The organism is Alienimonas californiensis (assembly GCF_007743815.1).
GTDB classification, from domain to species: Bacteria; Planctomycetota; Planctomycetia; order Planctomycetales; family Planctomycetaceae; genus Alienimonas; species Alienimonas californiensis.
On record NZ_CP036265.1, the window covers coordinates 1,041,228 to 1,060,667 of the forward strand.

A 19,440-nucleotide genomic window follows, 5' to 3' on the forward strand; every position below is an offset into this window, starting at 1 on the left:
CCTATGATGTTGCGCACGCCCGATCGGCCGCGAGCATGTCCGACGACGAAAACGAGTCCCGAATCGACGAGCCCCGGAGGGACGCCGCCCGGCACGTGGGGATCCTCGTGGAGACCGAGGATTCCTGGGGCCGGCACGTCGTCGAGGCGGCCTGTCGCTTCGGGCAGCGGGCCGGGTGGGCGGTTCTCATCAGCCCCCGCGACGCCCGGGGGGCGCTGCGGCTGCCCCGCGTCTGGAGCGGGCACGGCGTGATCGCCGCGATGCGCACCCGGGCCACGGTGCAGCACCTGCGGGCCCTGCGGGTCCCGGTGGTGGACGTTTCGAACACCCTGGCGAAGGAACCCTGGTTCGCCCGCGTCACCACCGACGACCGCGTGCGGGCGGAGATGGCGGTGGACCACCTTAGCGGCCGAGGCGTCCGCCAGTTCGCCTGCTACGCCCCCGCGATCGGCCGCTATTCCGGCGTGCGGGCCCGGGAGTTCCGGGCCTGCGTCGAGGCACGCGGCTTTCCCTGCGCGACCTACCTCGGCGAGGACGAACCGGGGACCGGCTGGCTGACGAACTACACGAAGGTCAGTGAATGGCTGGCCGACCTGCCGCGGCCGCTGGGCGTGTTCGCGGCGGACCCTTACCCGGCCCGGCAACTGGCGGAGATCTGCGCCACGAACGGCGTCCGCGTGCCGGACGGCGTCGCGATCCTGTCCGGGGACGACGACGAACTGCTCTGCCACGTCGCTTCGCCGCAGATCTCCAGCATCGAACTGGCCAGCCGCCAGATTGGCGAGACCGCCGCGGAAATCCTGCAAGGCCTGATGGACGGCGGCGCCGTCCCCGAGGCGGTCCGCCGGATCCCGCCGCTGCGCGTCCGGCCGCGGCAGTCGACGGACCTGCTGGCGATCGACGACTTGGACGTGGCCCGGGCGCTGCGGTACATCCGGGAGCGGGCCGGCGCCGGGCTGGACGTGGCGGCGGTCGCCCGGGCCTGCTTCGTCTCGCGGCGGACCCTGGAGAAGAAGTTCCGCGACCGGCTGGGCCGCTCGCCGGGCGAGGAGATCCGCCGGGCCCGGTTCGAGCGGGTGAAACGCCTGTTGCTCGACAGCGACCGCTCGATCGCCTCGATCGCCCTGGAGTGCGGGTTCTCCAGCGGCGAATCGCTGTCGCAGGCGTTCCAGAAGCAACTCGGCGAACCCCCCGGCCGCTACCGCCGCGCGCGCCGCAACGACCGCGACGGGTGAACCCCGGCGCCGCCCGATCGCCGGCGGACGGCGGAGAATCGGCCGTTGCGAGGGAATCGCGTTCATACCCCCCGGCCGTACGGCCCGATACCTCGTTCAATCCGTTCCGCCCCGGCCGTCCCGATGCTCCGCCCCCCCGCCCGTTCGCTCCGCCGCGTCTGCCGGGGCCTGACGACCCTTGCCGTGGTCGTTCCGCTGGCCGTCTCGGGCGCGGCGACGGCTCAGGACGAGCGGGCCAATGCGGACGCCCTCGAGCCCCCGCTGCCGACCCTGCCGAAACGCCCCGCCGACCCGGGCATGCCCGGCGAGATGGGTTCCGGCAAGATGAATTCGGGCGAGATGTCCGGTGACGAGACGCCGGCGTTCGTCTCCGAAGAACCGATGGCCGACCGCACCGTGCCCCTGCCGCGGCCGATCGCCGGGGCGGGTCGCCCCTCGGACGCGGCGCTGCGGGCTCGGTACGGGATGGCGGGCGGGACCTGCCTGCCGTTCGGCCCGCCGCCGGCCTGCGGGGTGGGGCCGGCGGACCGCTGCGTGGGGCTGCCGTATGCGGGGTTCCTCTACTACGGCACGCCGGCCTGCGACGACGACTGCCTGAATCACACCTGGACGACCGACACCGCGGGCCAAGGCGAACCCGGCGCCGCCAAGGTCGCCCGCCACGCCCGCCGGCACGAAGCGGCGCCCCGCAGCCGGCGGAGCTGGCTGCCCTGGCGTCACTGAGCGCCCCGCCGCTCCCGCACGTTTTCAACGCTTCACCGTTCACGCGCCCGCCGCGGCCCCCCGGACACGGACGTCCCAATGACCCGCCCCCCCCTCCTCCGCCTGGCCGCCTCGGCCGTCGTCGCCGGTCTGTTCGCGGCGCCGGCCTGGGCGCAGGACGCCGGCCGGGCGACGCTGGACGGCCCGCTCGCCGCTCCGCCGCCCGTCCCGACGGGCGGCGACCTGCCCGTGCCGGCGGACATCCCCGAACTGCACGCCGCCGACGACGACCCGATCGGCCGGCGGTTCGTGGAGCCGCCGCCGGTGCCGGAGGCCCCGCGGGGGTTGGGAACCGTCGTCGAGCGGGAGCAGAACGCCGCGTTCGCCGGCGCCCCGTTGACGCTCGACGAGGCGTTGGAACTGGCCGCCGCGAACAACCCCACGCTCGTGCAGGCCCGCGCCCAGGTGCAGGGCACGCTGGGGTTGGCGGTCGAGGCCGGGCTGTGGCCGAACCCCGTCTTCCGCTACGTCGGCGAGCAGATCGGCGTGGACCGCGAGGGGGAGACGGACACGCCCGGTGAGTTCCAGGGTGCGACGCTCACGCAGGAGTTCGTCACCGCGGACAAACGGGACCTCAGCCGGGCGAAGTTCCTGCAACGCACCCGGGTTGCGGAGTGGGCGGCCGTCTCCCAGCAGTGGCGGGTCTGCAACGACGTGCGAGTTCACTTCTATCAGGCGCTGGGGGCGAAGGAGACCGTCGCGATCCGCGAGGACCTGTTGAAGGCCGCCGAGGACGCCGTCGTCACCGCCCGGGAGCAGTGGAACCTCGGTCAGGCGACGCGGTCCGACCTGCACCTCGCCAACGTCGCGTTGCAGGAGGCCCGGTTGAATCTGCTGATGGCGGAGAACGACTATCTGGAGCAGTTCCAGACGCTCGCCGCGCTGATCGGCCTGCCGCTGGAGACCGGGGCGGTGGTCGGCGAACTGGACGGCGAATCCGCGGAAATCGACTTCGAACAGGTGTATCGCGAGTATCTGGACGAGGCCCCGCAGGTGATCATGGCCCGGCAGAAGCTGCGCGAGGATCAGATCACGCTCAAGCGAGAGCTGGTCGAGCCGATCCCGAACATCTTCGTCGAGGCGGGCAGCGGCTATAACTTCGAGGCACTGGAGACGACCGGCACCGCCAGCGTGCGGTTCGATATTCCCATTTTCGACCGCAATCAAGGGAACATCCGCCGGGCCGAGGCCGACTTGGTCCGGCAGCGCCGCGAGATTCAGCGGACGGAAATGCTGCTCCGCCGCGAGTTAGCGACGCAGTACCGCCGCTACCTCACCGCCCGGCAGCACGTGGAGCAGTTCGCCGAGGTGATCCTGCCGGAGGCCCGGGCGGCGTATAAGAACCAGCTCGACGCCTACGCGGAGGACCGCCAGCAGTGGCCGGACGTGTTGACGGTGCAGAGCAGCTACTTCGACCTGCGCCAGCGTTATATCGGGCACCTCGTGGCGCTGCGAACCAGCGAAACGCTGATCCGGGGCTACCTGCTCCACGACGGCCTGAACGTGCCCGATCCGCTGCCGCCCGGGCATCTGGACGTGACCGCCCAGCCGCGATAATCCGGCCGCCGGTCCGGAACTCGTGCCCCAAAGATACCCTTCCGGGGTACACTCGGTCCGGGATACACTGCGACTGCTTGCTCCCCCGTCGAAGTGCCTTGATGTCCGCCGCCGAAGCTCGTCGTTCGTTCCTCAAAGCCGGAACCGCGGCCGCGGCCGGTGCGTTCGCCGCGAACGCCGTCCGCCCCGCCGCCGCCCAGGAGAATCCGCGGCAGGACCCCACGCCCGCCCCCGGCGCCCCGACCGATCCCCCCGGCGGCGCCCAGCCGCGGGGCGAGAACGACGTGCGGGCGGACTACGACGGCTTTTCCCGCTACCAGCCCAGCCGCGGGAACGATCCCGATTCGAAATGGTATATCGGCAAGGAGGTCCCGGGCTTCCGCAGGGGCGAGGAGGGGCCGGCCCCGTTCATCGCCCCGGACGTGGAGAAGCTGCCGTACACGATGGAGAACGGCTGGAAGGTGTTTCGCCTGAATTGCACGCCGGTCCGGCGTGAGTTCCTGCCCGGCTATTACATCGACGTGTACGGCTTCAACGGGTCGATGCCCGGCCCGACGATCGAGGCGACGCAGGGGGACAAAATCCGGGTGATCGTGAAGAACGACCTGCCCGAGCCGACCTCCGTGCATTGGCACGGGCTGGAACTGAGCGTGCAGGACGACGGCGCCTCCCACCTCACCCAGAACATGATCGAGCCGGGGAAGGAGTACGTCTACGAACTGCACCCGCACGAAGAGGGGACGTTCTTTTACCACTCCCACGTCGCCATGCAGGAGACGTTCGGGATGGTGGGGTGGTTTATTATTCACCCGCGAAAGCCGTTCGACCCGCCGGTGGATCGCGACTTCGGGCTGATCTTTCAGAACTTCCGCATCGACCCGATGACCACCGTGGTCGACAGCTGGGGGATGGATTTTAACTGGCACACGATCAACGGCCGCAGCGGGCCCTACACCACCCCGCTGGTCTGCCGGCACGGGGAGCGGGTGCGGATCCGAATTATGGACTTCAGTCCGATCCAGCATCACCCCATTCATCTGCACGGGCACACCTTCTGGGTGACGGGGCACGAGGGGGCGCGGGTTCCCAAGACCGCTTGGATTCCGCGGAATACGGAACTCATCGCCGTGGCCCAGGCGTCGACCCTGGAGTTAATCGCCAATAACCCCGGCGACTGGGCGCTGCACTGCCATATGACGCATCACATGATGAACCATATGGTGCAGCACGTCGGCCCGCGGCTGCGGGGGCAGGCCGATACGGAGCGGTATACCGCGAACCTGGAGACCCGCCCCGCGGTGGATTTGAACTCCAAGGCCCTCGGCGAGGTTCCCCCCGGCTACCCGCAGATGATGCAGGGGATGAAAATGGACCCGCGGGCGATGGAGAAGGTCTGGAACCGCCGCGAAATGAAGGGGATGCGGGCGACCGCCCCCAAAACAATTCACGGCTTGTTCACCGCCCTGCGCGTGCTGCCGGACGACCTGTATCGGCTGGTGATGGAAAGCGACGAGCCGGTCGAAAAGGGCGCCGTCTTCGCCGAGATCGTCCGCCGCTTCGGCGACTACGGTCGCTACCAGTGGGCGCCCATGATGAACATGAACGGCGGCATGAACGGCGGCGAGTAGCGGGTCCCCGGGGACGTCGCCCCGCAGCGGGACAGGCCGGAGCGCGACGCCTCCGCCCCTCGCCGGGGATACCCCCAGCCGGTAGGATGGAAACCGACCGGTCTCCGGGTCGGCGTCCGTTCCTCCCTGAGCCCGGCCCGTCGGCCGTTTGCGACTTCCGTGCACCTCGACCGCGATCAGAAAGAGGCCCTCCGCAAGCGTCTCCGCCGGGCCGAGGGCCAAGTCGCGGCGGTGGGGCGGATGATCGAGGAGGACAAGTACTGCGTGGACGTGCTGATGCAGGTTCGGGCGGCGATGGCGGCCCTGGGCAAGGTGGGCCAGATCGTGCTGGAGAACCATCTGGACACCTGCGTCTCCGCCGCCTTCCAAGCCGACGACGACGCGGAACGCCAGGCGAAGATTCGCGAGCTGATGGACGTCTTCGCCCAATACGGCAACTTCGGCACGCGTTGACCGCCGGGCGCCGGGCGGTTCGAGCACCAGGCGGTCCGGCCGGGTTCCCCCCATTCGCCGGCCCCGCCTTCCACGGTTCGTACCCTCTCGGGGTATCCGTAGAACGAGACGACGCGCCGGGTCGGCCGGCGCGGCGTACCCGTTCCCCCCAGCGACGACGAGGACCGACGATGAGCGACGCGAAGATGAAGGAGTGCATCGACACCTGCCAGGAGTGCCACCGCACCTGCCTGGACCACTTTGTGAACACCTGTCTGGAGAAAGGCGGCGAGCACGTCGAGAAGGAGCACGTCAAGCTGATGCTGGACTGCATTCAGATCTGCGCGACCTGCACGGACTTCATGATCCGCGGCAGCGAGTTGCACGGCCTCGTCTGCCGGGCCTGCAGCGAAGTGTGCAAGCAGTGCGCGGACAGCTGCGAGAAGGTCGGCATGAGCGACTGCGCCGCCCAGTGCCGCAAGTGCGCGGAAACCTGCGGCGCGATGGCCGCCTGATTCGTCCGAGGCCCGCTCCCCCACGGCCCGCCCGCGTCGCCACCTCCCGCCCGCGGCCCCGCGGCGGGTCGTGGCGCGAGGGTCAGGGCGAAACGCTCCCGCAGTGCGACCGGACCGTCAACTCAGCGGCGGCGGCGACCGTCGCCTGAGGGCGGCGGACTCGCGAACCGGCCCGCCGTCACGCCGACCCCGTCGTGGGCCGCCTGGCGATTTGATCGGCGGGACGCTGACGGGATGCCGCCCTGCCGCCCGGGTTCGCCGCCCGGCCCGCCCGGGGGGCGGGCGTCACAGGAATTGCAGCAGGCGGGTCTCCAACCCGGCGCGGTCGGCTGCGGTCGGCTCCAGTTCCTCCATCAGTCGCCCCCCCTTCATCACCCCGATCCGCGTGGCCAATTCCCGGATGTGGTGCAAGTCGTGGCTCGCCATCAAAATGGCGACGCCCCGGCCGGAGAGGTCGCGGAGGAGGCGTCCGAACTCGCGGGCCGCCAGCGGGTCGAGTCCGGACGTCGGCTCGTCCAGCAGCAGGCCGCGGACCTGCCGGACGACGGCCAGCGCGATCACGACCTTCTGCCGCATGCCTTTGGAGTAGTTCGAGACCCGCCGGTCGACCGCGTCCGCCGGCAGGCCGGCGGCTTCCAGCGCCTCGGTCAGGCGGGCCCGGGTGAGGTCCGACTCGCCGGCCAGCGACGCGAAGTACCGCAGGTTCTCCAGCCCGGAAAGCCGCGGGTAGAGGGAGACCTGTTCCGGGATGTAGCCGAGCCCGACGTTCGCCCCGCCGCGGCCCCGCCGGGGGGCGGCGCCGTTGATCCGCACCTCGCCGGAGGTCGGCGGGATGAGTCCGAGGAGCAGTTTGATCGTGGTCGACTTGCCGGCCCCGTTGGCGCCCAGCAGGCAGAACACGTCGCCCGGCCGGACGGTCAGGTTGAGCCCGTCCAGGGCGACCTTCCGGCCGTAAGTCTTGGTCAGTTCGACGGCTTCGAGCATCAGTCCGCTTTCCGCGAGGGTCGGCTGTGGGCGAACGGGTCCCGCCGCCGGAATCGCAACCAGCCGATCAGACCGCACGCCGCCGTCCACAGGAGCAGCGCGGCGCCCGAGAGCGCCAGCGGCGCGGCGTGCATGTGCGGCCCGACGGTTCGGCCGTCGAAGGCGGGCATCGCCCGGATGTCGTCCCGCGTCAGTTCGCGGTCCGTGATCGTCATCGGCTCGAAGTGTTTTTGAAAGGCGCCGTGAAACTCAGCGGTCGCCGAGGCGAGGTCGACCGCGTGCCGCAGGCTCGTCCCGGCCGCCTGCTCCGAGGCGGTCCGCCAGGCGACGGCGGGGCTGAGGAACTGCAGGCGGTCGAGACGCCGTTCGCGAGCCAGGAAGCGATCGATCTCGGCGCGGTGCGCCTCGAGCACGCGGTCGCGGACGGCCCCCGCGGCGGCCAAATCTTGGAGCAGGAACTCCAGCTGCGGGTTCTCGTCGTCCAGTTCGACCTCCGGGTGTCGCCGGAGGAAGTCCCGCCAGACGTTCTCGGGGAGGTCCAGAAACTGCTCGTCGGCCCGGCGCTCGACGGCGGCGAGTTCGCCGGGCTCCGGGGGCGCCGCCCGGTCGTTGACCCGCCGTTCGATCAGCGAGGGCACGCCCAACACGAGGACGGCCCAGCAGAGCAGCAGCGTCAATCCCGACGCGGCCGCCGACAGGTCGAACGAGGCGACCAGGAAAGCCAGCGCCCCCCAGCAGGCGAGCGTCCCGAGAACCGCCCCGCACCATACCGCCAGGGCCGCGACCGACGGCGCCTCCCCCGCGGGGACGGCCAGCGTCCAGAGGACCGTCGGCAGAATCACGACGACGGCCACCGCAGCGACCCGGACCCCGCACCGGAGGGCGACGAGGGCCGCGGTCGAGCCGCAATGCGACGCGACGAGCGGCCAGCGGCCCCGCTCCCGGTCGTCGGCGGTCAGGTCGAACGTCAGCATCAGTAGGAGCAGCGGGAGGACGGCCCCGACCAGCAGGGTCGTGTCGTACGGGCCGACGACCGTCAGCAGCGGGTTCGTCGGGGCGTCCCGACGGAGCGTCTCGGCGAGCGAGGAACCGGCGTGCCGGTACGCGTCCGGCCAGTCGTCGGCGGTCCCCGCGGTCAGCCGGCTGAGCGGCGAGGCGGGCCGGTACGAGGTCCAGAGGCCGCCGGTGAACCGCATCAGGTCGGGGGACCGGGCCGCCATCCGGAGCGCCGCCCGCCGGTCCTGCTCGGCCGGGGACAGTTCCGCCCCCCCGTCCGACGGCGCCGCGGCGTCGTCGAAGGCGGATTCGAGGTCCCGCCGCTGCGTGGAGTTCTCCCGCTCGATCGCCCGCTCTCGGTCCAGCCGTCGCTCGACCCGCTGGTCCCCGGCGAGCAGCGCCAGGACCGTCAGCAGCCCGGCGACGAACAGGACCGCCGGGACCCGGGGGTCCCGCTTCGCCAGCGCCCACTCGCGGCCGATCGCCCGCGTCGTCGAGGAGACCGTCATGCGCCCGCCCCACGGGGCCGCCGCAGCGCCACGGCCAGTATCGCCGCCGACCAACCCAGCAGCAGGCCGACCGGCCACCGGGCCGCCCCGGCCAGCTGCCGGAGCGACGGGACGCGCTGCCGGAACTCCGGCACGCGGCCCCAGAACGCCCGCGCGGAGGCGGCCGTGTCCCCCGGCCCCTCCCGGTTCAACTGGGCCGTGTTGAGGAACGCGACGTAGGACCGCCGGTGCCGCTCCGCGGACCGCAGGAACGCCGCGTGGTGGACCCGGTCGGTTCCCGCGAGGGCCGTCGACAGGGACCGGACCGCCAGGAACGGGGAGAGGGCCGCGGAGCGTTCGACGAACCGGGTCTGTTCCTCATGGACGGCGTCGACGCGGGCTTGCGCCGTGTCGTCGAGGGCGTCCGTGAACGCCTCCATCGCGAGCAGCCCGGCGGCGTCGAGGTCGACCGGCAGGTCGGCCACCTCGTCCACGCCGTACTGCCGGAGCAGCCGGCCTTCGACCTCGGCCCGGAACTCTTCCAACGAGCGGTCGCCGTCCGACCCGTGCCGGACGGCGGCTTCGCGGGCTTGCCGAAACTCGGCGGGGGCGGGCGTCGGGTGTTGGGAATAGGCCAGATCCACGGCGACGCGGGGCACCACCAGCGTCGCGCCCGCCCACGCCGTGATGAGCAGGACGAGCGTCGCCCCCGCCGAGAACCGGGTCGACAGGGCGACGCCGGTCACGCACCAGCCGAACAGGTAGAGGAGCGTCGTCGCGTACAGCGCGGCGCCCCGGACGGCGAGTTCCCCCCACGTCAGGACGGCTTCGTCCGCGGCCGTCGCGAGCGTCCAGAGGAGCATGCCGACCACCGGGCCGGTCAAAACCGCGACCGCGGCGAACGTCGCGGTCAGCTTGCCGAGCACGACTGCGGAACGCCCCACGCCGAGGCTTTGCAGAAAGCCCCATGTGCCCCGCTCCCGCTCGCGGGCGACTGTCGCGTAGCTAAGAAGGACTGCGACGAGCGGCAGGACCGCCTGGATGAGCTCGGCCGGGGTCCCGAAGTTCAACCGGAGCAGGCGGAGCCGGTCGCGGCCCGGCACCCCCGTCGGCTCGTTCCGCCGGTGCGACTCCAGCCGCACGGCGGACCCCAGCACGGGGTCCGTGCCGGGGTCGACCGCGGCCAGCGGACTCGGCCGCCTGTAGACCGTCATCCCGCGGTGGGTGGCGTCGTGTGCCGAGGTCGACGACTGCCCCAGCCAGTCCTCCCGCGACGACGTCTGCCGCTCCCGTTGCGCGGCGTCCCGTGCCGTCCAATGCCGGGCGGACGCGACGCAACTCGCGAGCAGCACGCCGAAGAAGACGGCGCACACGGCGACCGCGACGCGGTCGCGCGTCAGCTCACGGAGTTCTTTACAGACGACGACGAAGAGCGACGGCATCCAGTTCCAAGTCGTGTCGAAGTCGTGACGGTCGCCCCGCGTCCCCGCCGGCCGGTCGCCGGCCGGTCGCCGGCGGGGACGCGGGGGCGGGCCGGGCGGACGTTAGTGCTTGCTCTCCTCGCCGCCGACCGAGATCACCGCGGTCGGCATCCCGCCGACCCGATACTTACCGATGACCTGGAGGTCGGCCAGGGAGACGATCCAGATCTGACCGTTTCCGGGGTTGGAGAGAAACCCGAACCGCCGGTCGTCGCAGAAGTCGATCGCGTGGTGGCCGAAGTGCCCCTCGACCCGGCTGGGCCCGACGCCCATCGTCTTCGCGATCGCCGCGTCGGAGAAGTCGCGGTCGCCGTTCGGGTCGAGGTCGACGACGGTCAACTTCTCCTCGACCTCGCCCTCCTTCCGGTCCTGGAAGAGGAACGCGAACTGCTTGCCCGTCAGGGCCGAGACGACCTCGGGAACGACCAGCGAGAGGCCGTCCGGCGTCGGAACGTCCAGCTGAACGACCGACGGCGTTCCGGCGGCGGCGTCCAGGAGGCAGAGCTTCGGCGCGTCGGCCGGTCCGGTGGTGAACAGCACCCAGTTCCGATGGTTCACGAAGGCCCCGGTCCGGAGAGGACTGTCGTTCTCCCCGACCTCGCCGAGCGAAATGTGATTCGCGGCGACCGTCTCGGACGTCTGTTTCAACTCCGTGTCGACGTCGACCCAGTAGACGCCGTCGGACGGGGCGAAGAAGGCCCGGCCGCTGTTGGCCGTCGCGCCGTGGAGCACGCCGCTCGACAGGTGAAAGGTGTAGGCGAGAGAGTCGTCCCCGGTCTTGGTGGGGTCGGAGACGTCGACGCGGCCCTTGTCGGGGCCGTCGCCAGCGATCCACGTCCCGTACACGACCTTCCGGTCGGCGGCCGCCAGCGTGATGTGACCGCCCCCGCCGCGGTGGAACGTCCCGGCGTACCCGCCCGCCGCGCCCGTCAGGCGCTCCGGCAGGAGCATCGTGAAGCCGTCCCTGGCGTCGTTCGCGATGAAGAACGCGTTGTCGTAGACGTAGACGTGCGCGGGGTTCCCCTGGTTTTCGTCGACGACGCTGGCGACGACCCGCGGCGGGTTGCGGTAGGTGAAGTCCGAGTGGTTGCCGTGCGGCACCTCATCGACGCCGAGGTCCACCGCGACCCAGCCGCTGCCGAGCTTGCCGCCGTCGTCGTCGCGGACGCCGACCACCAGGACGCTCCCGACCCGGGCCATCTGCACCAATTCCTGGCGGTCGACGTCGAGTTTCGGAAAGCCCTGAATCGGGCCGCCGGTCCGGAGGACGACCCCGCGGCCGACCTTGACCAGCTCCCCCCACATCAGGGTTTTCGCCTCGCGGTCCTGCCAGACGATCCGGCTCATCGGCTCCGGCCGCTGGCTGAGGCCGATGCCCGCGGTCAAATGCAGCAGCGTCAGGGCGAGGACGGGAAGAACCGCTCGCGCAGTCCGGGTCCGACCGACGGGGAGACGTGTCATGATCAGGGTTCCTTTTGCAAACGCTTCAGGGGCGGGGACGCGCCCCGCGGCGACGGGGGCCGGGGGGACGGTATCCGGCCGGACGCCTACCTGCAATCCGATTGCATCAACGTGTTCGGGATGAAGCGTCCGGCCGCCCGGTTCGTTTCGAAGGAGCCGCTCCGCGCCGATCCCCCGCGAGTGGGGCCGACGGCGGGCCGTCGGAACGACAGGCGCCCGGCGCCGAGCGAGCCACTCCTACGCCGGGCGGTGCAGCATCGCAACCGCGAACAGTCACGCGGTCGCCGTCAGCCGGGGCGAACCGATCCCTCTCCCGCCGGTCGTCCTGAGCAGCCCGACGGGAATCCGCCGGAGATGGGCGATGGTCAGGACGGCCCGCCAACCGAGGGCGACGCCGAGCAGGACGAACGCCAGCGGGAGGGACGTCGAGGTCCGCTGCCACCCCCGGCGCCCACGATCGCCGCAGCCAACGCGTCAGCGTCTGGCGACACGGCGCACTCCGCTCTCGTCAGGCGTCTTCAGACCGCGGGTTCAGGCGGCGGCGGTCCGTTCGACCCGCGGGAACGGGTCGTCCCAAGCCGCGAGCGACTCGACGGAGGCGTCCAGTTCCGCCGCGGTCATCAGGCAGTCGCTCAGCCGAGCGCGAAGCGCCGATTCGCTCATGCCGGTCCCATCACCCCACGTCGGGGGCCGTATCAGAAAGGACTGGAGGGACTGACGACAACTGGGCGCGGCGGGATTCGAACCTGCGACTTCCACCGTGTGAAGATGGCACTCTAACCACTGAGTTACGCGCCCGGGGCCGCTATTCTGGCGACTGCCGCCCGGCTCGGCAAGGGGACCGACACGCCTCGTGGTCGGTCGGTTCGTTCCCGCCGGGAGGAACCGCCGCCGCCCGACCGTTCGCGCCCGCGGCGACGGGCGACCCTGCGGGTTGCGCAAAGCGACGCGGCGGAGACGGTTGCAGCGAAGAGTGCGGCGACGCCGGGTCGATAGGGGCTCCGACGACGGGAAGCCGTCGGCTCGCCCCCCGCGCAGGACTGCCTCGATGCTTCGGACCTCGCCCCAAACTCGGCCGATCGCGTTGAGGCCCGCCTCACCCGGGCGGCGCCGGCGGATCGCGGCGGCGGTGTGGCTGCTCTCCGCGGCGGCGCCGCTGTCGTGGGCGCAGGAGCCGTACCGGCCCGCGCCCCTCGCCCCGGGAAACGACCTGCCGGTGCTGGAACTTCCTGAAGCCGGCGCCCCCGCCCCCCGCGGGTTCGCCGAGGAGTATCCGGTTCAGGAGTACCCGCGCCAGGAGTACCCCCTCCAGGAGTACCCGGTCGATCGGTACTCGGACGAGGAATACGCCCCGGGGGGCGCGCCGTACTCCCCCGGAACGCCGCTGCCGGCGCCGCCGGGCGATGAATCGGTACCGGGCTTCCCGGAGCCGCCGGAGTTTGGCCAGGCCCGGGTGCCCGGCCCGCCGCGCCCCGCGGTGGAGGCCCTGCCCGGCACGCCGTTCTTCGCCGACACCGAGTACGGCGCCCGCCCGAACTACGGCGACCCCGGCGCCCCCGCGTTCGGCCTGCCCCACCAGATGGAGCAGTCGAATCGCTACGGCATCTGGTATCGCCCCAAGAGCTTCCACGCCCCCAACCGGGCGGTGTACCGTCCCAGCCCGTTCCGGCCGCGAGGGTTCGGGAATCTGTTCGATCGGCCCTGCGTGCCGGACCGGATGGACTACACCCCCTACACCGTCGAAGACCTGCCGAGCCGCTACGGGCCGACCTACTACCCGCACTTCCGGGAGAACACGGAGTGCCTCGTCCGGCCGACGCGGCACTACGACAAGGGTCCGCACGCGGAGAACAGCACCGGCGGCTGCCGGCTGGGGGCCGACTGCTATCACGCCGCCGGGATGGGCGACTGCCCGGGCTGCCGCCCGCACGGCTTCCTGCACGCCGCCAAGGCGGCGGCCGCCGAGCCCGCGGCCGGGCACTGCCAGTGCGAACGCTGCCAGGCCAAGCGGCGCTGACCGCCCCGCGGCGGACGCCGCCGCAAACCCGCCCCGGCCGTTCCCGGCCGGGGCGGGTTCGTGGTCGGCAGCAACCGTCGTGCGGACTACTTCAGGGGGTCCCAGATCGTTTCGATCTGCGGCTTCAGTTCGGCCAGTTCGGCCTGACAAAGCCGCTGCACGCCTTCGATCCGTTCGGGGTCGCGGGTGGCCAGTTCCCGGGCGACGTGTTCCCGGAAGATGACGTCCTCGTCGATGGCGACGGCCTGCTGCTGTTCGATCGCTTCGGCACGGACCTGCTCCTGCCAGAGCACGGCGGCGGCGAGGGCCACGTTCGTCAGTAGCGAGTAGGTGAAAAAACCTTTGAGCGTCATGTTCGAAGCTTTCCGGTGGGGAAGGGCCGGGAGAGGGGCGGGAAGCCGGCTCTGACGGCAGGGCTGGGAAGGAGTGGGGACGGACCAGGGGATGGCCTGTCCGGCGGGGCCGCCGGCGATGCCGGAGGGGTCACCCAAGTGTGTCGGCCGGCGTCGCGCCGGACCAACCCCCCATCACGGAACGTGAAGCGGATTTCACCGGATCATCGGGTCATTTTCGCGGGTTTCGAGTCAAGTCGCGCACCGAGCGGGCAGCGTCGCTGAGCGGGTTCGCATTTCAATCAATTCGCATGAGTTTCGTGGGAGGGCGCCGGGGCGCCGATCTCCCATCCGCGGCACCGGACAGCGACCTGCCCGCTCATCGGGCGCCGGGTCCCAACGGTTCGACAGGGCCGTCGCCGATCAGGCCCCAGGCGGCGTCAGCCGGGGACGGCTTCGTCCTCGCTCGGGGTCGAAAGCACGTCGATCACCAGCCAGGCGGCGAGCAACGTGAAACCCACGCAGAGCCACGCCGTGAGGGCGGTTCCGTTCATCGCGAACTCCGAGAGCCCCGCCTCGTACAGCCCCCAGGCCAGCAGCGTGCCGAGCAGGACGAACAGCCCGGCGATCAGCGCCGGCCGCCCCAGCGCCGCGGCGGGCGTGACCATCGCCCAGACCGTCAGGGCCAGGGCGATCAGTAGTACGGGGAGGGTCACGAAGAACGGGATCACCGTGCGCTCCGGGTCGCCGGCCAGGTCGGGAACGTCGAGGATCGCCGGCTCCGTCGTCGCCGCGACCTCGCCTTCGGCCGCCTCCGGCACGGGACCGCCGATCACGGCCTCCTCCGGCAGCGTGTCCACCACGACCGCGTCGTCGCCCGGCTCCTCGTCAATGAGCGCCCCGTCGTCCAGGTTCCCGTCGTCCAGGTTGGCGTCCTCGTCGATCGCCGGGACGGGCTTCGCGTCGCCCAGTAGCGGGCCGCGGGGCTCGGTCTGCAGGACGTTCTCCTCCTCCGCCTCCTCGACGGCGGGGTCGTACAGCAGCGGGCCGGCACAGGCCCCCATGGCGATCAGCCCCGCCAGCAGGACCAGAACCTTGGTGATGACTTCGCCGCCCATGCCGTCGTCCGCTGCGAGGGGAGATTCGGAACGGCGTAGCCTAATCGGTCCGCGGGCCCGGGCTTATCGGGGCGAACCTGAGAGGCGGCTGGCGCTCAAAGCCGGGCGGCCGCGTCCAGCCGGCGGCCTTGGTCGTCGTAGAGGCTCAGGTCCTGCCCGGTCAGCAGCTTCGTGTAAACGACGATCTGGGCGACGTGCCCGGTGAAGTGCTCCGTGACGTGCACCGCGGCCGCCACGCCGCTGATCTGGCGGCCCTGAATGGTTCGCTCCGCGGCCAGCTCCGCCGGCGAGAGCCGCTCCAGCGCCGTGCAGGCGGCGTCGATCGCGGCGTGCAGGCCGGACAGCAACTCGTCGGCCGGCAGCGGGTCGCGGCGGGCGAACTCCGCGGGGCGGTCCCGGTCGAACGCCACCCCGCCCAGCCCTTCCCCGGCCCACTGCCGGACGTTGCCCGTGAGGTGCAGCACGAGGTTGCCGATCGAGTTGGACACGTCGTTCGCCCGCTCCCAGACCTGCTCCTCGGAGAGCAGCCGCACGCAGCGGTCGATCTGGGCGGCCTGATCCCGCAACTTGGCGACGCAGAACCCGGTCAGCTCCGCGGCCAACCGCTCCGCGAGGGCGGCGTGAGCCTCTCCGACGGGCGTCACTCCGTCACCTCCACGCCCTTCCAGAAGGCGACATGGTCGGCGATTTGGGCGGCGGCGTCCTTGGGCGTGGGATAGATCCAGGCGGCGTCGGGGTTCGTTTCGCCGGCGACTTCGAGATTGAAGTAGCTCGCCTCGCCCTTCCACGGGCAGGTGGTTTTGGTGGCCGAGGGCTTGAGGAACTCCCGCCGCACCGCGGCCGGCGGGAAGTAGTGATTGCCCTCGACGACGCGAGTGGCGTCGCTTTCGGCGATCGTGTGACCGTTCCAAAAGGCTTTCATGGCGGCAGCGGGGGGCGAGCGGGGAACGAAACGCGGGGAGCGACTGTAGGGCGACCCGACCGCCCCGTCCTCCCCCCACTGCCCGCTGGACGGGTGGAAGAAATCAGGACCGCCGGGCAAGGTTCGCCCCGCCCTCCCCCCTCTCCCTTGAGGGAGAGGGGCTGGGGGTGAGGGTGACGCACGGTTCCTACGCCTTCGCTCGGAGATTGTGAGCCCGAAGCGCAAGCGAGGCCGGGTGATCCTGCCACGTGTATACGCCTCGGCTTGCGCCTCGGGCTGCCAATCCTGAGCGCCGACCACTGAGAGACGTTCGACAGTCACTGCCCCCTCACCCCCGATTCCTCTCCCCCAAAAGGGGGCGAGGGGGGATTGGAGGCCGGCCGGGGTCAGACTCTGCGTCGCCCCAGGCCGACCAACTCCCAGGCCTCGCGCATGCCCAGCAGGCGGGCGGCGGGCAGGAAGGCGAGGGAGCCGGCGACGACCGCGGCGAGCAGTTCCCCTTCGGCGGGCCAGCCCAGCCCCGCCGGGCCGCTCAGCGCCCGGGCGGCCAGGCAGGCCGCCGCGACCACGGCCGCCCCCGCCGCGGAGCGCCACGTCGCCGGCCACAGGGCGGCCATGCGCCACTCGGGGATCGCCCGGCGGAGCAGCCAGAGGAGGGCGAGGAACTGCCCGCAGGTCGCCGCCGTACACGCCGCCGCCAACCCGGAGACGCCCAGCGGCCAGACCAGCGCCACGTTCAACACGAGGTTCGCCCCCACCGCCCACACGCCGACCCAGACCGGCGTGCGGTGGTCGTCGGAGGCGTAGAACACGCGGGAGGCGATCGACAGCCCGCAGCCGGCCCAGGCCCCGGCCCCCAGCCAGGCGGCGGCGGCGGCGGTCTCGGCGGCGGCCTGACGGTCGAACTCGCCGTGCCGCAGCAGGGCGTCGGCCAGCAGGTCGGCCGTGAGGACCAGCCCCACGCTTGCCGGCACGCCCAGATACAGCGCCGACCGCAGCCCGGCGAGGGTGACGCCCCGCAACTCCCCCCGCGACGCCGCCGCGAACCGCGGGAACAGCACCGTGCCGACCGTCACCCCCAGCAGGCCGACCGGGAACTGATAGAGCCGCTGGCCGAAGTACAGTTCCGACGCCGCCCCCGGCCGCAGCGGGTAGCCCACGCCGGGCAGCAGGCCGGGGAGGAACTCCGCGGTCGGGTCGTCCGCCGGGGCCGCGAAGCCCCAGGCGGCGAAGCCGTCGATCAGGGAATTCATCTGGGCGATGGACAGCCCGAACAGCGCCGGGGCGACCGCGGCCCGGATCGCCCGCAGCGCCGGCCGCGTGCCGACCGGGTCCCAGCGCCAGACGAACCCCGCCCGCCGCAGGGCGACGGCCATCAACACGACCTGAGCCGCCCCGCCCACGGACACCGCCGCCGCGACGCTGTAGATGGCCCGCTCCGTCCCGGCCCCGGCGGCGATCCAGAGGGCGGCGCCGACGGTCCCAGCGATCCAGAACAGGTTGAGCAACACCGGGCAGAGCGCCGCCGCCGCGAACCGCCGGCGGGCGTGCAGCGCCGCGGCGTACTGGGCGCCGACGCAGGTGAAGGTCGCCAGCGGTCCGCAGGCCGCCGTCAGCCCCCACAGCAGGCGCCATTCCTCATCGAGATCGCCGACCCAGCCCAGCGCCAACGGGATGAGGACTACCTCGGCAAGCAGCGTCGCCAGCCCCACGCCGACGGTCAGCCGGCCGATCACCGCGGCGGCGAGGGCGTCCGACTCGACCTCGCCCCGATCCTCCCGAGTCTTGACCAGCGCCGGCAGCACCGCCGCCGACAGCGCCCCCTCGCCCAACAGCCGCCGTGCCAGATTGGGCAGCCGGAAGGCGACGGTGAAGGCGTCCAGCACCGGCCCGGCGCCGAACACCGCCGCCGTCGCCATATCCCGGGCGAGCCCGAGCAGCCGCGAGAGCAACGTGAGCGCCGCGACGACCGGAGCCCCCTGAAACGCCCGCCCGGTCAACGGCCGGCGGGGCCGAGCCCGCGTCGATTCGTCCGCCGGGACCGGCTCGGCCGTCGTCACTCCGCGGCGGCGGGGCGGCCACCGACGGACGGCTCGGCGTCGCCCGCCGCGCCGTTCGCGGCCCGCAGGGCCTTCGCGTCGGCGAGGAACGCGGCGGCGCCGCCGGATTCGTAGCGGTCCTGATAGTGCAATTCGCCGTACTTCGAGCCGTCGGCGCTGGTCAGCAGCACGGTCGGGTAGCCGGCCACGCCGTAGGCCTCCTGAACCTGCTGGTTGCGGGCGGCGATCTCCGGGGCCTGCGCCTTCTTATTGGGGAAGTCGAACAGCACCGGGACGAAGTCGTCCTCCAACCGGGAGGCCGGCGCCTGGGCGAACACGCTCTTCTCCAGCGCCATGCAGGGCGGGCACCAGTCCGAGCCGGTGAACAGCATCAGCACGTCCTTGCCCTCCGCGGCGGCGGTCTGCCGGGCGACGGCGAGGTCCGTGGTCCAGTCGTGGATCGGCAGCGGCTCGCCCGAAAGCGCGGCGGCCTGTTCCACGGCGGCGGAGTCCGCCAGCCCCCCGCTGCCGGAGGTGCACCCCCCGAAACCCAACGCGGCCCCGCAGGCGGCCAGTCCGCACAGCAGCGCCGGAACGAACGACGGCCGAGACAGGGAACGGGACATGAGCGGCACGACTTCGCAGCGACGGGGGAACGAACGCCCTCAGCGTAGAGCGCGCCGCCCACCCCGCCTAGATCAGCCCGGTCCGCAGCGCCCGTCCCGAGCGCCCGGTGCGGCGCTCGGGGTGCGGCGCCCGGTCGCCTACTTTTTGCCCAGAGCCGCCACGATTTCGTTCTCCAGCGCCGGGTCGCGGCCCAGCGGGACCCACTGGATCGGGCCGAACTGTCCGTGAACCGCCTGGAGTTCGCGGTCGATAGGCTCGCGGGCCTGGAAGGTCGCCCCGCCGGTGGTGTTCGCCACGACCCCACGGACGTCCTCCAGCTCCTTGAACGCCCGAATGGTGACTTCGTAAGCCTCCGGGCCGAACTCCCCGGCGACCGGCCGCACCGTGGCGACGACGCGGCGGCGGGTGCTCTGGAGGGTGTCTTCGAGGCGGTTGGCGAAGCCGACGCTGTCGTCCCGCCATGGCTCGCCCAAACCGCTGCCGACGACCCAGGCGGTCTCGATGGTGCCGTCCAGCTTGTTCTCCTCGGCGGTGCGAAAGCCGAAGCGGTGCAACGTGGAGACGGTCGTCTCCCAGGCCGCGTCGTAGTTCGCCGTCAGCATCACCTTGGAGGGCGCCGGGGCGTCCGGAGCCCGCACCGCCACCGCGCTACAGCCCGTCAGCCCGAGCAGCCCGGCACCCAGCAGCAGGCACAGCGCCGCGCAGGGCGCCGCGATCGGCCGGCGAGGGGCGGGGGGAATGCGCACGGGTGCCATCTAGCAGGTCATCGGCGCCGCGGGAACGCGAGGTGCGTCCCGGCCCCGTTCACTTCGCCCCCCAAGCAGGGCCCCCCCTGAGCAGCCCCCC

The 19,440-nt window shown here is 71.9% G+C and carries 19 protein-coding genes and 1 tRNA gene; 7 read left to right on the forward strand and 13 right to left on the reverse strand.

Annotated features, from left to right (window positions below; translation table 11 throughout):
• Positions 1–35: 35 nt before the first annotated feature.
• The 6 genes from CA12_RS04015 (at position 36) to CA12_RS04040 (ending at position 6,129) form a co-directional block, all read left to right on the forward strand.
• The gene (locus CA12_RS04015) at positions 36–1,235 is read left to right on the forward strand and encodes an AraC family transcriptional regulator (protein ID WP_145357595.1); all 1,200 of its coding nucleotides are present in this window, start codon (positions 36–38) and stop codon (positions 1,233–1,235) included.
• 123 nt (positions 1,236–1,358) lie between these two features.
• Positions 1,359–1,958 (forward strand): hypothetical protein, encoded by a 600-nt coding sequence (locus CA12_RS04020; protein WP_145357596.1) that lies wholly within the window; start codon positions 1,359–1,361, stop codon positions 1,956–1,958.
• A gap of 78 nt (positions 1,959–2,036) precedes the next feature.
• The gene (locus tag CA12_RS04025; RefSeq protein ID WP_207622141.1) at positions 2,037–3,554 is read left to right on the forward strand and encodes a TolC family protein; all 1,518 of its coding nucleotides are present in this window, start codon (positions 2,037–2,039) and stop codon (positions 3,552–3,554) included.
• Positions 3,555–3,655: 101 nt separating this feature from the next.
• Positions 3,656–5,182 (forward strand): multicopper oxidase domain-containing protein, encoded by a 1,527-nt coding sequence (locus CA12_RS04030; RefSeq protein ID WP_145357597.1) that lies wholly within the window; start codon positions 3,656–3,658, stop codon positions 5,180–5,182.
• Positions 5,183–5,341: 159 nt separating this feature from the next.
• Positions 5,342–5,635, forward strand: a complete 294-nt coding sequence (locus CA12_RS04035; protein ID WP_145357598.1) for a metal-sensitive transcriptional regulator — start codon at positions 5,342–5,344, stop codon at positions 5,633–5,635.
• A 170-nt stretch (positions 5,636–5,805) separates the two neighbouring features.
• Positions 5,806–6,129 (forward strand): four-helix bundle copper-binding protein, encoded by a 324-nt coding sequence (locus CA12_RS04040; protein WP_145357599.1) that lies wholly within the window; start codon positions 5,806–5,808, stop codon positions 6,127–6,129.
• Between the two features lie 285 nt (positions 6,130–6,414).
• Here CA12_RS04040 and CA12_RS04045 read toward each other — a convergent pair whose 3' ends face one another.
• The 6 genes from CA12_RS04045 to CA12_RS04065 form a co-directional block, all read right to left on the reverse strand.
• Positions 6,415–7,113, reverse strand: a complete 699-nt coding sequence (locus CA12_RS04045; RefSeq protein WP_145357600.1) for an ABC transporter ATP-binding protein — start codon at positions 7,111–7,113, stop codon at positions 6,415–6,417.
• On the reverse strand, positions 7,113–8,618 hold the full coding sequence (locus tag CA12_RS04050; protein ID WP_145357601.1) for a DUF3526 domain-containing protein: 1,506 nt from the start codon (positions 8,616–8,618) through the stop codon (positions 7,113–7,115). The genes CA12_RS04045 and CA12_RS04050 overlap by 1 nt, the downstream gene beginning before the upstream one ends.
• Entirely contained in the window at positions 8,615–10,039 is a 1,425-nt protein-coding gene (locus CA12_RS04055; protein WP_145357602.1) for a DUF3526 domain-containing protein, read from the reverse strand. The genes CA12_RS04050 and CA12_RS04055 overlap by 4 nt, the downstream gene beginning before the upstream one ends.
• Positions 10,040–10,141: 102 nt before the next feature.
• Positions 10,142–11,539: a hypothetical protein gene (locus CA12_RS04060; protein WP_145357603.1), complete on the reverse strand. Its 1,398-nt coding sequence runs from the start codon at positions 11,537–11,539 to the stop codon at positions 10,142–10,144.
• A gap of 531 nt (positions 11,540–12,070) precedes the next feature.
• Positions 12,071–12,202 (reverse strand): hypothetical protein, encoded by a 132-nt coding sequence (locus CA12_RS22955; RefSeq protein WP_261342389.1) that lies wholly within the window; start codon positions 12,200–12,202, stop codon positions 12,071–12,073.
• A 62-nt stretch (positions 12,203–12,264) separates the two neighbouring features.
• Positions 12,265–12,337 (reverse strand) — tRNA-Val (locus tag CA12_RS04065).
• 331 nt (positions 12,338–12,668) lie between these two features.
• Here CA12_RS04065 and CA12_RS04070 point away from each other — a divergent pair.
• Positions 12,669–13,556: a hypothetical protein gene (locus tag CA12_RS04070; protein WP_145357604.1), complete on the forward strand. Its 888-nt coding sequence runs from the start codon at positions 12,669–12,671 to the stop codon at positions 13,554–13,556.
• Between the two features lie 86 nt (positions 13,557–13,642).
• Here CA12_RS04070 and CA12_RS04075 read toward each other — a convergent pair whose 3' ends face one another.
• The 7 genes from CA12_RS04075 to CA12_RS04105 all read right to left on the reverse strand — a co-directional run bounded on the left by CA12_RS04075 (position 13,643) and on the right by CA12_RS04105 (position 19,340).
• The gene (locus CA12_RS04075; RefSeq protein ID WP_145357605.1) at positions 13,643–13,909 is read right to left on the reverse strand and encodes a hypothetical protein; all 267 of its coding nucleotides are present in this window, start codon (positions 13,907–13,909) and stop codon (positions 13,643–13,645) included.
• Between the two features lie 419 nt (positions 13,910–14,328).
• A complete protein-coding gene (locus CA12_RS04080; RefSeq protein WP_145357606.1) occupies positions 14,329–15,006 on the reverse strand; it encodes a hypothetical protein in 678 nt (225 codons plus the stop codon).
• Positions 15,007–15,101: 95 nt separating this feature from the next.
• Positions 15,102–15,650, reverse strand: coding sequence for a DinB family protein (locus CA12_RS04085; protein WP_165700540.1), 549 nt, complete (start codon positions 15,648–15,650; stop codon positions 15,102–15,104).
• A complete protein-coding gene (locus tag CA12_RS04090) occupies positions 15,647–15,928 on the reverse strand; it encodes a DUF427 domain-containing protein (protein ID WP_145357608.1) in 282 nt (93 codons plus the stop codon). The genes CA12_RS04085 and CA12_RS04090 overlap by 4 nt, the downstream gene beginning before the upstream one ends.
• A 386-nt stretch (positions 15,929–16,314) precedes the next feature.
• The gene (gene murJ, locus CA12_RS04095; RefSeq protein ID WP_165700541.1) at positions 16,315–17,988 is read right to left on the reverse strand and encodes a murein biosynthesis integral membrane protein MurJ; all 1,674 of its coding nucleotides are present in this window, start codon (positions 17,986–17,988) and stop codon (positions 16,315–16,317) included.
• On the reverse strand, positions 17,985–18,593 hold the full coding sequence (locus CA12_RS04100) for a thioredoxin family protein (RefSeq protein WP_145357610.1): 609 nt from the start codon (positions 18,591–18,593) through the stop codon (positions 17,985–17,987). Before CA12_RS04100 ends, murJ begins: the two co-directional genes overlap by 4 nt.
• Positions 18,594–18,731: 138 nt before the next feature.
• A complete protein-coding gene (locus CA12_RS04105) occupies positions 18,732–19,340 on the reverse strand; it encodes a hypothetical protein (RefSeq protein WP_145357611.1) in 609 nt (202 codons plus the stop codon).
• Positions 19,341–19,440 lie beyond the last annotated feature (100 nt).

What these genes read in the sequence shown, in the direction of transcription:
- CA12_RS04015 (WP_145357595.1), top strand. Translation starts at nt 36, where the DNA reads ATGTCCGACGACGAAAACGAGTCCCGAATCGACGAGCCCCGGAGGGAC.
- CA12_RS04020 (WP_145357596.1), top strand. Translation starts at nt 1,359, where the DNA reads ATGCTCCGCCCCCCCGCCCGTTCGCTCCGCCGCGTCTGCCGGGGCCTG.
- CA12_RS04025 (WP_207622141.1), top strand. Translation starts at nt 2,037, where the DNA reads ATGACCCGCCCCCCCCTCCTCCGCCTGGCCGCCTCGGCCGTCGTCGCC.
- CA12_RS04030 (WP_145357597.1), top strand. Translation starts at nt 3,656, where the DNA reads ATGTCCGCCGCCGAAGCTCGTCGTTCGTTCCTCAAAGCCGGAACCGCG.
- CA12_RS04040 (WP_145357599.1), top strand. Translation starts at nt 5,806, where the DNA reads ATGAGCGACGCGAAGATGAAGGAGTGCATCGACACCTGCCAGGAGTGC.
- CA12_RS04045 (WP_145357600.1), bottom strand. Translation starts at nt 7,113, where the DNA reads ATGCTCGAAGCCGTCGAACTGACCAAGACTTACGGCCGGAAGGTCGCC.
- CA12_RS04050 (WP_145357601.1), bottom strand. Translation starts at nt 8,618, where the DNA reads ATGACGGTCTCCTCGACGACGCGGGCGATCGGCCGCGAGTGGGCGCTG.
- CA12_RS04055 (WP_145357602.1), bottom strand. Translation starts at nt 10,039, where the DNA reads ATGCCGTCGCTCTTCGTCGTCGTCTGTAAAGAACTCCGTGAGCTGACG.
- CA12_RS04060 (WP_145357603.1), bottom strand. Translation starts at nt 11,539, where the DNA reads ATGACACGTCTCCCCGTCGGTCGGACCCGGACTGCGCGAGCGGTTCTT.
- CA12_RS22955 (WP_261342389.1), bottom strand. Translation starts at nt 12,202, where the DNA reads ATGAGCGAATCGGCGCTTCGCGCTCGGCTGAGCGACTGCCTGATGACC.
- CA12_RS04075 (WP_145357605.1), bottom strand. Translation starts at nt 13,909, where the DNA reads ATGACGCTCAAAGGTTTTTTCACCTACTCGCTACTGACGAACGTGGCC.
- CA12_RS04080 (WP_145357606.1), bottom strand. Translation starts at nt 15,006, where the DNA reads ATGGGCGGCGAAGTCATCACCAAGGTTCTGGTCCTGCTGGCGGGGCTG.
- CA12_RS04090 (WP_145357608.1), bottom strand. Translation starts at nt 15,928, where the DNA reads ATGAAAGCCTTTTGGAACGGTCACACGATCGCCGAAAGCGACGCCACT.
- CA12_RS04100 (WP_145357610.1), bottom strand. Translation starts at nt 18,593, where the DNA reads ATGTCCCGTTCCCTGTCTCGGCCGTCGTTCGTTCCGGCGCTGCTGTGC.